The organism is Silanimonas sp. (assembly GCF_027531545.1).
Taxonomy (GTDB): domain Bacteria; phylum Pseudomonadota; class Gammaproteobacteria; order Xanthomonadales; family Xanthomonadaceae; genus Silanimonas.
On record NZ_JAPZSC010000006.1, the window covers coordinates 236,769 to 248,408 of the forward strand.

12 protein-coding genes are annotated in these 11,640 nt (G+C 69.3%); 5 read left to right on the forward strand and 7 right to left on the reverse strand.

Translation table 11 applies throughout. The features are described 5' to 3' along the window. Positions 1-75: 75 nt before the first annotated feature. From cysS to O9280_RS05400, 3 genes are read left to right on the forward strand one after another with little or no spacing between them, the layout of a single operon-like run. Positions 76-1,488: a cysteine--tRNA ligase gene (gene cysS, locus O9280_RS05390; protein WP_298339812.1), complete on the forward strand. Its 1,413-nt coding sequence runs from the start codon at positions 76-78 to the stop codon at positions 1,486-1,488. A 38-nt stretch (positions 1,489-1,526) separates the two neighbouring features. After that, positions 1,527-1,952: a SufE family protein gene (locus O9280_RS05395; protein ID WP_298340610.1), complete on the forward strand. Its 426-nt coding sequence runs from the start codon at positions 1,527-1,529 to the stop codon at positions 1,950-1,952. After that, positions 1,949-3,793 (forward strand): DUF885 family protein, encoded by a 1,845-nt coding sequence (locus tag O9280_RS05400; RefSeq protein WP_298339815.1) that lies wholly within the window; start codon positions 1,949-1,951, stop codon positions 3,791-3,793. The genes O9280_RS05395 and O9280_RS05400 overlap by 4 nt, the downstream gene beginning before the upstream one ends. Positions 3,794-3,942: 149 nt before the next feature. Here the strand turns inward: O9280_RS05400 and dksA are convergent, their stop codons facing one another. Then, complete coding sequence (dksA, locus tag O9280_RS05405; RefSeq protein ID WP_298339818.1) at positions 3,943-4,977, reverse strand: RNA polymerase-binding protein DksA; 1,035 nt, start codon at positions 4,975-4,977, stop codon at positions 3,943-3,945. Positions 4,978-5,068: 91 nt separating this feature from the next. On the opposite strand from dksA, the gene yidD reads away from it, so the two are divergent. Beyond that, positions 5,069-5,278 (forward strand): membrane protein insertion efficiency factor YidD, encoded by a 210-nt coding sequence (yidD, locus tag O9280_RS05410; protein WP_298339820.1) that lies wholly within the window; start codon positions 5,069-5,071, stop codon positions 5,276-5,278. A 30-nt stretch (positions 5,279-5,308) separates the two neighbouring features. Here the strand turns inward: yidD and folE2 are convergent, their stop codons facing one another. From folE2 to efp, 6 genes are all read right to left on the reverse strand, one after another. Then, positions 5,309-6,229, reverse strand: coding sequence for a GTP cyclohydrolase FolE2 (gene folE2 / locus O9280_RS05415; RefSeq protein ID WP_298340611.1), 921 nt, complete (start codon positions 6,227-6,229; stop codon positions 5,309-5,311). A gap of 88 nt (positions 6,230-6,317) precedes the next feature. Continuing rightward, positions 6,318-7,136 (reverse strand): hypothetical protein, encoded by an 819-nt coding sequence (locus tag O9280_RS05420; protein WP_298339823.1) that lies wholly within the window; start codon positions 7,134-7,136, stop codon positions 6,318-6,320. After that, positions 7,133-7,795: a phosphoglycolate phosphatase gene (gene gph / locus O9280_RS05425; RefSeq protein WP_298339826.1), complete on the reverse strand. Its 663-nt coding sequence runs from the start codon at positions 7,793-7,795 to the stop codon at positions 7,133-7,135. The genes O9280_RS05420 and gph overlap by 4 nt, the downstream gene beginning before the upstream one ends. Then, positions 7,792-8,523 carry a bifunctional 2-polyprenyl-6-hydroxyphenol methylase/3-demethylubiquinol 3-O-methyltransferase UbiG gene (gene ubiG, locus O9280_RS05430; RefSeq protein ID WP_298339829.1) on the reverse strand — a complete coding sequence of 244 codons (732 nt, stop codon included), beginning with the start codon at positions 8,521-8,523 and terminating at the stop codon, positions 7,792-7,794. Before ubiG ends, gph begins: the two co-directional genes overlap by 4 nt. After that, entirely contained in the window at positions 8,520-9,866 is a 1,347-nt protein-coding gene (locus O9280_RS05435) for a TRZ/ATZ family hydrolase (RefSeq protein WP_298339832.1), read from the reverse strand. The genes ubiG and O9280_RS05435 overlap by 4 nt, the downstream gene beginning before the upstream one ends. A 96-nt stretch (positions 9,867-9,962) precedes the next feature. Beyond that, positions 9,963-10,529: an elongation factor P gene (gene efp / locus O9280_RS05440; RefSeq protein WP_298339835.1), complete on the reverse strand. Its 567-nt coding sequence runs from the start codon at positions 10,527-10,529 to the stop codon at positions 9,963-9,965. Between the two features lie 23 nt (positions 10,530-10,552). Here efp and epmB point away from each other — a divergent pair, with 23 nt between their 5' ends. Continuing rightward, positions 10,553-11,569: an EF-P beta-lysylation protein EpmB gene (gene epmB / locus O9280_RS05445; protein WP_298339838.1), complete on the forward strand. Its 1,017-nt coding sequence runs from the start codon at positions 10,553-10,555 to the stop codon at positions 11,567-11,569. Positions 11,570-11,640: the final 71 nt, after the last annotated feature.

Consider the following 11,640-nt stretch of genomic DNA (forward strand, 5'->3'; position numbering starts at 1 on the left):
AGCCTAAGATTTCCGTTAAGCCAAAGGGGCCGGTTGCTACACTCCAAGGCCGTGTTCAGTCAGCCCCGAGGCCCCGTGGCGATCCGTCTCTTCAACAGCCTTTCCCGACAGGTCGAGGACTTCCAGCCCGCCCATCCGGACCGCGTCACGATGTACGTCTGCGGCCCCACGGTCTACAACTACGCCCACATCGGCAATGCCCGGGGACCGGTGGTGTTCGGTGTGCTCGCCGATCTGCTGCGGCGCCATTTCCCGAAGGTCGTCTACGCCCGGAACATCACCGACGTCGACGACAAGATCAACCAGTCGGCGATCGAGCAGCAGGTGCCGATCACCACGATCACCGAGAAGTTCACCGCGATCTATCGCGAGGACATGGGCGCGATCGGCGTGAAGCTGCCGGATATCGAGCCGCATGCCACCCACCACATCGCCGACATCATCGCGATGATCGAGCGCTTGATCGCCAAGGGCCACGCCTACGCCGCGGATGGCCACGTGCTGTTCCAGGTCTCGACCTACGCCCAGTACGGCGCCCTCTCCCGCCGCAGCACGGACGAAATGCTGGCTGGCGCCCGTGTCGAGGTCGCGCCGTACAAGCGCGAGGGCGGCGACTTCGTCCTCTGGAAGCCCAGCACCCCGGAACTCCCGGGCTGGGATTCGCCCTGGGGCCGCGGCCGCCCAGGCTGGCATATCGAGTGCTCGGCGATGTGCCACGCGCACTTCGGCGACACCATCGACATCCACGCCGGCGGCGTCGACCTGCAGTTCCCGCACCACGAGAACGAGATCGCGCAGAGCCAGTGCGCCAGCGGCACGACCTTCGCCCGATGGTGGCTGCACAACGGCATGCTCACCTTTGACGGCAGCAAGATGTCGAAGTCGGTCGGCAACATCCGCACCGTGCACGAGCTGCTGAAGGACTACCCGGCCGAAGCCCTGCGCTATGCCCTGCTCTCCGCGCACTACCGGCAGCCGCTCGACTGGTCGCCGGCCCTGATCGAACAGAGCATCAACACCCTGGATCGCCTGTACGGGACGCTGCGCGACCTCGTCGATGTTGACGCCGTGCCCGAGCTTCCAGCAGCGGTGGAATCCGCGCTCATGGATGACCTCAACACGCCGGCGGCGCTGGCGGAGCTCTCGCGGCTTGCCGCTGAGCTTCGGGCAGCACACCGCGAGTTCGTTTCGTCGACGGACGATGCCTCGATCGAAGCTGTCATCGCGAAAACCCGCGATGCGAAGGCCGCGCTGCTCGGAGCCGGTGCCGCGCTGGGCCTGCTCCAGCAGCATCCGGAGGCCTGGTTCGGCAAAGGCACAGCCAACGACGACGATGCGCGCATCGATGCCCTTGTCGCCGAGCGGACGTCCGCCAAGAAGGCCCGCGATTTCGCCCGCGCCGATGCCATCCGCGACGAACTGGCCGCTGCCGGCATCGTTCTCGAGGACACGCCGCAGGGCGTGCGCTGGTCCAGGAAGCGCGCGTGAACGCCCCGGTCGTGACGCCGCCCGTCTCGCCCTTCCCGATGGAGACGACCGCGGCCGAGGCCCAGGCGGCCATTGCCGAGGAGTTCGGCTTCTTCGGCGACTGGACCGAGCGCTACCAGTATCTGATCGATCTGGGCCGCAAGCTGCCCGACCTGCCCGAGGCCTGGAAGACCGAGGAACACCGCCTGCTCGGCTGCCAGTCGAAGGTCTGGATCGTGGCCCAAGGCCACGCGGCCAAGCTCGACTTCCACGCGATCAGTGATTCCTCGATCGTCTCGGGGCTGATCCACCTCGCGCTTCGCGTCTATTCGGGGCGCAGCGCGGCCGAGATCCTCGCCACGACGCCCGACTACATCGCGGCGATCGGGCTCACGAAGCACCTGTCGCCCACCCGCAGCAACGGGTTGGCCGCCCTGCTCGCCTTCATCCAGGACACCGCGCGCCGCGCTGGAGAGCCCGCATGACGCTTCGCCCCTTGAGCCTCGCCGTGCTGGCGGCGCTGTGCGCGGCCCCGCTGCACGATGTGGTGGCTCGCGGCGCCGAAACGACGCCCGCTTCTTCGGCGCCGTCAGCGATCACTATCGAGCCGGCCCGCTTCGCGCCGCCGCCGCTGTCGGCGATGCCGGAGGAGCCCGCGTCACGGCTGCGCCCGCTGATCACCCGCTACCGCGCCGACCGCGAGGCGCTGGAGCACGTGAGGGCGCTCGTCGACGACGGTTCGGAACCGCTTTACGCCCCGCGACGCGCGGAGCTTCGTGCCGGTCTCGTTGCCGATTGGCAAGCCCGCTTGGCCGCGATCGATGCCGACACGCTGAACCAGGACGACCGCCTGGACCGCCTGTTGCTGCAGCGTGAGCTCGCCTTGGATACGACGGCACAAGCGTTCGGCAAGGAGCGCTACGAGGCAGTGCGCGGGCTGCTTCCCGGATACGATGACCTCGTGGCCCTGCTGGAGTCTCGCCGCGACCTCCGCCAGGCGGATCCGCGCCGCACCGCCGATGTGCTCGAACGCGTGCGTCGCGACCTCGAGGCTCGCGCGACCCGCCTCACCGCACCGAATGGCGCGCCCGGCGCCTCCCCCACCCTCGCGCTGCGCGCGGCGCAGCATGCCGCCGCCCTGCGACGCGGGCTGGAGGACTGGCACACCTACCAGTCCGGCTACGACCCGCAGTTCAGCTGGTGGGTCGACGCCCCCTACGCCGCGCTCGACAAGCAGCTCGAAGCGCACGGCAAGCTGCTCCGCGACACGCTGGGCGGTGCCGCCGATCCGGAAACGCTGCGTGCGGATCCGATCGGCGACGCGGCGATCGCCAAGGCGCTGGCCGCCGAAGGTGTCGACTACAGCCCGGCGGAACTGATGGCTGCGGCTGAGAAGGAGCTGGCTTGGTGCCAGGCCGAGATGGACAAGGCCGCCCGAGAGATGGGTGCGCGCGACTGGCGGGAGGCGCTGGAACGCGTCAAGCAGCGCCACGTCGCCCCGGGCGAACAACCCGGCCTCGTGGTCGAACTGGCGGACGAGGCGGTGCACTTCCTCGAAGCCCGCGACCTGCTCACGGTTCCGGACGGTGCGAAGCGCGACTGGCGCATGACGATGCTCACGCCCGAATACCAGCTGCAGGCGCCGTTCTTCCTCGGCGGCCAGGACGTCTGGGTGGCGTTTCCCACCGACGGCATGCCGCACGAGCGCAAGCTCAACGCATTGCGCGGCAACAACCGGCATTTCTCCCGCGCGGTGGTCCACCACGAGTTGATCCCCGGCCACCACCTGCAGCACTGGTACGCCCAGCGCCACAGCACCCACCGGTCGAGCTTCGACAGCCCGTTCTGGACCGAAGGCTGGGCGTTGTACTGGGAGCTTCGCCTCTACGACATGGGCTTCGCGGCCTCGCCCGAAGACCGGGTCGGCATGCTGTTCTGGCGCAGCCACCGGGCGGCCCGGATTCTCTTCTCGCTGGGCGTGCAGTCGGGACGCATGACGCCCAACGAGGCCGTGACGCTGCTCGTCGATCGCGTCGGCCACGAGCCGGAAAATGCCAAGGCCGAGGTGCGGCGCTCGATCGCCGGCGACTACGGCCCGCTCTACCAGGTGGCCTACCTCGTGGGCGGATGGCAGTTCCGCGCCCTGCACGAAGAGCGCGTCACCCGCGGCGGCTGGAGCGAGCGCGAATTCCACGACCGCGTGATGCGCGAGGGCTCGATGCCGATCCGTTTCCTGCGCGAGCGCCTGTTCGAACGCGTGGGCGGCGAAGCGCCGGGCGAATCCTGGCGCTTCCTCGACAACCCGGCCAACGCCAGCGCGCGCTGAGCGACGGGCGGCGCGCAGGCTCCGTAACGCGCGACTCCCAACGAAGCGCGATCTTCGAGTTCGCGACGCCAGAAACAGCAAGCCCCGCGTTCGCGGGGCTTGCTGTTTCGCCTTGTCCGCCCGGAGGCGAGGACGGTGACCGCTCCAGGCTAGTCGCCCATCTGCTTCTGCAGGTGCTCCCAGCGCTCTTGCGCGTCGAGCGTACGCTCGGCGGTCGGGCGTGCTTCGAGGCGATCAAGGCCGATCGGCTCGCCGGTGTCGACGCAGAAGCCATAATCGCCCTCGTCAAGGCGACGGATGGTGCTGTCGATCTTGTTGATCAGCTTGCGGTAGCGGTCGCGAGTACGCAGCTCGAGGGCGTTCTCGGTTTCGCGGGTCGCCCGCTCAGCCTCGTCGCCGACATCGCGCACTTCTTCCTTGAGGTTCTCGATGGTCTGCTGGGACTCTTCGACCAGCTCCTGGCGCCAGCCCATGAGTTTCTGGCGGAAGTACTCGAGCTGGAAGGAGTTCATGTACTCCTCCTTCGGGTTCGGCTTGTAGCCGGCCGGGAGGGTGACGCGTTCAATCACTTGGTTGGGTCGCTTCGGTTCTTCACGGGGGCGCTCCGGCTTCACGTAGCCGGCGCGGTTGCCGCTGGGCTTCGTTTCCGCAGGACGCGCGCCGGCCTTCGCCGGGGTTGCCGTGGGGGTGGTGGGTTTGGGTGCGGGGGCCGGGTTCGCCTTGGGCGTTGCGGCGGCCGCCTTCGCAGGCGTCTCGGCCTTCACGACGGCGGCGGGCGCCTTGGCCGGAGCCGTGGCTTTCACCGGGGCGGCGGCGGGCTTCGCGGGAGCCTTCACCGGAGCCTTGGACGCCGGCTTGGCCACAGGCTTCGCGGCGGCCTTGGCCGGGGCCTTCACCGGCGCCTTGGCGGGCGCGGGCTTCGACTTGGCGATCGTTTTCGGTGCGGGGCTGGCAGCGGGCTTGGCGGCCTTCTTGGCCGGGGCCTTCACGGCGGCCTTGGCCGGCTTGGCAGCGGGCTTTGCAGCCGGCTTGGCCTTGCTCGCGGGCGCCTTCTTCGCCGGGGTCGAAACCGCCTTCTTCACCGCGCTGGCGACTTTGCCGACCGCCTTCGCCACTTTTCCGACCGCACTGCTCTTCTTGGCCGGGGCCTTGGCAACTTTTTTCGCGGGTTTCTTGGCAGCCACGAGGTTCCTCTGGGTCGTTGAGCCGTTGCGGCGGCGTGTTATAGCCTTTCGGCCCCAGCGGGGCAACCCGCCGTCTCGCGGAAGTCCGAACTTGAAGCGCTTCGTCCTCGCCAGCCTGCGCGGCTATAAGCGCTTCATCAGCCCCTTGCTGGGCCAGCACTGCCGCTTCCACCCCACGTGTTCCATGTACATGTACGAGGCCGTGCAGAAGCACGGCACGGCCAAGGGGGTGTGGTTGGGCACGAAGCGCGTCTGCCGCTGCCACCCGCTGCATCCGGGGGGCATCGACCCGGTGCCCTGAGGCGCCCCGGGTCGTTTTCCCGCGCGAACCTCAGCCTCGGGGACCGTAGCCGCCTTCGACGCCCTTCACGGCCACCGCAACGGCATCGTGGGCGTGCAGGCTTTCGAAATGCGAGGCGCGCAGCCAGAAGTCGGCGATGCGCTCGTCAGTCTGGAGGGCCGACTGCATCCGGCGAGCGGCGTCTTCGCAGAACATCAGGTTCTGGCCGTTGAGTCGGGCGAAGGCCTGCTCGTCCTCGCGCTTCACGGCGGTCTGCACGGGCGTCTTGAGGGACCCTTCGATGCGGTCGACGAGGTCGACGATCGGCAGCTCGCTCACGTTCGACGCCAGCCGCACCTTGACGTCGGCGTGGCTGCGCTGGCTGTGTGGCGTCGCAACGATGCCCTGTTCCGAACCCAACCAACGCAGCACCGCATCGGCATCGACCGGTCCACCGGCGGCGAAGTCGTTGCGGAACTGCTCCTGGATGAGCTGGCGCGCCAAGGCCGCCGAGCACGGGCAGGTGCTGGAATAGGCCACCTGCACCCCGAGTTCGAGCTCGAAGCCCGCCCGGTCGAGCGTAGCGACGAGGGTCACCGGGTAGGCCTTCCAGCCGGTGTTGTCGCTCACCAATGCCTTGCGGCGCAGCAGGTGGTCGAAACGGATCTCGACCATGGCGCGATCCGACAGGTCGGCATGCGAATCAAGGAAATCGCGCAGCAGGCGGCGCAGGCTGTTGGCGCTCAGCGGCTCGGCGGCCAGATGGCGGTCGAGATGCAGGTACAGGCGCGACATGTGGATGCCGCGCACGTCGGCGCGATGCAGGTTGACGAAGGCCTTGATGCGGGCCGGCACGGCCGCCGACTCGACGCCGTCGGTGGCCACGCGGACGGGGGCTTCGATTTCGCCCATGCCCACCCAGGCGAGCTGGCCGGCCGTCGCGGGTCGGGCGTCGTTGGCGATGTCCGGCATGATGCGGACGACGTTTTCGCGAGTCGGGGACATGGGGGGTCCGGTCGGTAAAGGCAGGCACCCTAAGTGGGTGCGGGTGCAGCGTACGTCAAGTCGTGTGGGTGGCCGAAGGATGGACCCGCAATGCAGCGTTGCGAGCGCAACGCCATGCCAGCCACACCTCGAGGAAGCCCGTGGTGATGCCGCGCGATGCGCCCCGACCTTCGGCAGCGCACCGCAGCGCGCGACGATCAGTGTGCAACCCGATCAGGCGGGGATACGCCCAACCCTGCGGCAACGCGGCGGGCAAGGCGTCGTGCAACTGCCTCGCCCAGTCACGACGCAGGGCCTCGGCCTCCGTGCCTGCCAGTTGGTCACGGCGCAGGCCATGACGGGCGAACAACATGAGCGGCACGCGGCCGCGGTCGCTCGCCTCGATGCCGCGTTCGAGCCGAAGCCGCAACCAGTGCACGGCGAGGGTGCGGGCCTGGGCCTCGATGTCGGGCTCGGCGCCGAACAGGTGGGCTTCGACGCGGACCAGTGCCTCGGCGAGCGGACGGAGGGCCACGATGGTGGCTTCGAGGTCGGCCGCCGGCGCGTCGTCACTGGCCGCGGCCAGGAGGGCATCGCCGATGCCGGCCCAAGGGGCGCCGCTGCGCACGAGCACGCGGGTGAGCGGATGCCGTGCCGCACCTCGGGCGACGCCATCGAGTTCCTCGGCCCACCATCCCGACTTCACTGCCGTGACGCGGGGGTCCGAAAGCTCGAAAGCGCACTCCCGCAGTTCCTCGAGCAGGGCGACCCAGGCCATGAACACGATGCGCGATTCCATCGGCACGAAACCGGCAGCGGCGCGGTGGATCGGCTCACGCGCTTCGGCTTTGGCGAAAGCGGCACGCAGCCCTTCGTCGAGTGACGCGGGACTCATGCGCCCTGCCCGCCCAGCCAACGGCGCAGCGCTTCGGCGTCGACGCAATCGACCGTCGCGCCCCAGGCGCGCGGGTCTTCGTGCGCTTCGCGATAGCCCCAGAGGGCAGCCACGCTGGGCATGCCCGCCGCCTTCGCCGCTTCGATGTCGCGGGCGTCGTCGCCGACGTAGAGGCAGGCCTCGGGAGGGACACCCAGATGCGAGGCGGCCAGCCAGAGCGGTTCCGGCGCCGGCTTCCGGACCGCCAGCGTGTCGCCGCCCACCAGGGCCTTCGAACGCGTCGACCAGCCCAGACCCGCCACCACGCCGACCGCGAGGCCTTCCGGCTTGTTGGTGACGATGCCCCACGGCCAAGCGCGGGCTTCGATGTCAGCCAGCAGCGGTTCGATGCCTTCGAACGGCCGCGTGTGCACCGCGAGGGCTTCGGCGTAAGCGGCGAGGAAACGCGGCAGCAACGGCTCGCGCGCGTCTTCGCTCAGGTCGGCGAAGGCGCGGGCAAGGAGGGCACGACCACCCTTCGAGACCAGCGGTCGCAACGCCGACTCCGGCAGCGGCGGCCTCGATTCCTCGGTGAGGATGCGGTTCACCGCGGCGATCAGGTCGGGCGCGGTGTCGGCGAGGGTGCCATCAAGGTCGAACAGCACGGCGCGGAACGTCATCCGGGCTTCCGTGCGGACAGGAGGTAGTTGACGCGGGTACCCGGCGCGACCTTGGCCGACTTGCGCAGCGGGTCGTAGTGCAGGCCGCTCGCGTCCTCGACGTCGAGGCCCACGGCGCGGAGAACGCGGGTGATTTCCGAGGGCTTGATGAAGCTGCGGTAGTCGTGGGTGCCCTTCGCCAGCAGGCCGGCGATGTACTCCGCCCCGACGATGGCGAGCGCGAAGGCCGCCGGCGTGCGGTTGATAGTGGAGACGAACAGGCGCCCGCCGGGCTTCAGCAGCCGCGCGCAGGCCTCGAGGATGCTGCCGGGTTCCGGCACGTGCTCGAGCATTTCCATGCAGGTGATGGCGTCGAAGCTGGCGGGTTCGGCGGCGGCCAGGGCTTCGACCGCCTGCACGCGGTACTCGAGGTCGAGGATCGCTCCGCCCTGCGTCGATTCCAGCCGGTGCAGCTTGGCGATGTCGATCAGTTCGGGCGAGAGGTCGAGACCGAGCACGCGGGCGCCCTCGCGGGCCATGGCCTCGCTGAGCAGGCCGCCGCCGCAGCCGACGTCCAGCACGCGGGCACCACGCAGCGGCTGGCGCGCCGCCACGTAGCCGAGCCGCGCGGGATTCAGCACGTGCAACGGTGCTTGGGGGCCGTCCGGGTCCCACCAGCGGTTCGCCAGCGCGGAGAACTTGGCCACTTCGGCCGGATTGACGTTGGCGGGGGCCACGGGCGCACTCATGCCGGGCTCCCCGGCCGCGGGATGTCGGCGATCCGGCGCGCCCACTGCTTCGCCTTCGCCTTCAAGGCCTCCACGTCGATGTCGATCAGTCGGCGATCACGGAGCTTGGGCCGCCCGGCGATCCAGACGTCGCTGACCTGGTGGCGCGTGGCCACGTAGATCAGGTGCGAGATCACGTGGTAGCAGGGCTGCAGCTCGAGCTCGCCGAGATCCACGAGCGCCAGATCCGCCTGCTTGCCCGCTTCGATCGAGCCGATCTCGTCGTCGCGACCGAGGGCCTTGGCGCCGGCCAGCGTCGCGGCCTCGAGCGCCGAGGCGGCGTCGAGTGCCCGCGCGTCGCCAGCCACGGCCTTGGCCAGCAGCGCGGCGTGGCGGGTTTCCTCGAACATGTCGAGGTCGTTGTTGCTGGCGCAGCCGTCGGTGCCGATGGCCACGTTGACCCCGGCGTTGCGCAGGGCCTCGACCGGGCAGAAGCCCGAGGCGAGCTTGAGGTTCGACTGCGGGCAATGCGCGATGTGCACCCCACGCTCCGCACAGAGCTTGATCTCGCCCTCGGTGAGCTGGGTCATGTGCACCGCGATCAGGCGCGAATCGACGATGCCGAGGCGATCCAGCCGCGCCAACGGGCGTTGGCCGTGCTGCGCCTGCGAATCGGTGATCTCCTGCGCGGTCTCGTGGACATGGCAGTGGATCGGGATGTCGAGCTGCGCCGAGAGCATGCCGATGCGCTCGAAGCTGGCGTCCGACACGGTGTAGGGCGCGTGCGGCGCAAAGGCGAAGCGGATCAGCGGATCAGTGCGCCAGGCGTCGTAGACCTCGAGGGCCTTGTCGAAGTACTCGACGGTGGTCTTGGCCCAGGGCGAGGGAAACTCGATGACCGGCAGGCCCACGGTGGCGCGGAAACCGAGGCGCTTGTAGGTCTGCGCCTGCACGTCCGGGAAGAAGTAGTTCTCGTTGCAGGTGGTGGTGCCGCCGCGCAGCATTTCGGCGACGGCCAGCTCGATGCCATCGGCGATGTAGTCCGGGCCCATCACCGCACCCTCGATCGGCCAGATGTGCTCCTGCAGCCAGGGCATCAGCGGCAGGTCGTCCGCCACGCCGCGCAGCAGGGTCATCGGGTTGTGGGTGTGGATGTTGACCAGGCCGGGGATCAGCGCAGCCTCCGGCCGCGACACGATCTCCGCGGGCAGGAAGCGGGCGCGCGCCTCGGCGCGCGGCAGCACGGCGAGGATGCGGCCGTCCTTGACCGCGACGGCGTGGTCGGCGAGCACGGCGCCTTTCGGCACCACCGGCACGACGTGGCCGGCTTCGATCAACAGGTCGCAGGGTTCGAGCACATTCATTCCCCGGATAAGGCTGCGGCGCGCCGGTGAGGGCGCGCCGCAAGGATGACGGCCCCGCCGTGGCGGGGCGATGACGCCAGAGACTGGCGTGCGCGATTACTTGACGCGGCTGACGTACTCACCGGTGCGGGTGTCGACCTTGATGATTTCTTCCTGGCCGACGAACAGCGGAACGCGCACGACCGCGCCCGTCTCCAGCTTGGCGGGCTTGCCGCCGCCGCCCGAGGTGTCGCCGCGGACGCCCGGATCGGTTTCGATGATCTTGAGCTCGACGAAATTCGGAGCCTGCACGGCGATCGGGGTGCCGTTCCACAGGGTGACGACGCAGGGCTCCTCGCCCTTGATCCACTTCGCGGTCTCGCCCACGCCCGTGGCGTCGGCCTGCACCTGCTCGAAGGTCTCCTGCTGCATGAAGTGCCAGAATTCGCCGTCGTTGTAGAGGTACTGCATGTCCGTATCGACGACGTCCGCGGCCTCGACGTTGTCGGTGGCCTTCATGGTCATTTCGACGACGCGGCCGGACTTGATGAAGCGGTACTTGACGCGGGTGAAGGCCTGCCCCTTGCCCGGCTTCACGTACTCGGTGTCCTGGATGACGCACGGCTCGTTGTTCACGATGATCTTCATGCCGTTCTTGACGTCATTCATGCCGTAGCTGGCCATGCGGGTGCTCCTGAACCTTTAGAATGCAGCCGGTGATGATACCCGTTCCCGCCGCCGCCCGGCAGCCGGCCCGTTGGCAGGCCCTGTGGCGTGACGCCCTTCGCGACCCCGTCGAACTGCTGGAAGGCCTCGGCCTGCCGGGCCTGGCGGCGCGCGTCTCGGCCTCGGCGCAGGCCCAGTTCCCGCTGCGGGTTCCGCGCGGCTACGCGGCCCGGATGCGCCGTGGCGATGCGAACGACCCCCTGCTCCGTCAGGTCCTGCCGCTGGACGACGAGGACCGCCTGGTCCCCGGCTTCAGCCTCGATGCCGTCGGCGACGGCGCGGCGAAGGGCGGGACGGGGGTGATCCACAAGTACGACGGCCGGGCGCTGCTGATCGCCACCGGCAGTTGCGCGATCCACTGCCGCTACTGCTTCCGCCGGCACTTCCCTTACGCCGAGGAGACGGCCGCGTCCGGCGGCTGGGGCTCGGCCGTGGATTACCTGCGCGCCGATCCATCGATCCACGAGGTCATCCTCTCCGGCGGCGACCCGCTGAGCCTGTCGACCTCGAAGCTGGCTGAGCTCACCGACGCGTTGCGCGCCCTGCCCCAGATCACGCGGCTGCGCCTCCACACCCGCCTGCCGATCGTGCTTCCCGAGCGCATCGACGCCGAGTTCCTCGACTGGATCGGCGCCCTGCCCTGGCCGACCGTCATGGTGGTGCACGCGAACCATGCGCACGAGATCGACACCGCCGTCCGCGAAGCCTGCGGAGCGCTCCGACAGCGCGGGGTCCACCTGTTGAACCAGGCGGTGCTCATGCGTGGGGTCAACGACGACGCCGATGCGTTGGTGGCCCTCTCCGAAGCGTTGTTCGCGTCCGGCGTGCTGCCCTACTACTTGCATCTGCTTGACCGCGTGCGGGGCACGGCGCACTTCGAGGTTCCGGAGGCCGAAGCGCTGACCTTGCGCGACGCCATCCATGCGCGCCTACCCGGCTACCTCGTGCCGCGCCTCGTCCGCGAGATCCCGGGCGAACCCGGCAAGACGGCGGCCTGACGCCCTCCGAGGGGCTACCAAGCGCGGCGCTGTCCGTATACTGCGACGCGAAACCGCTGCGACTCCCGGAG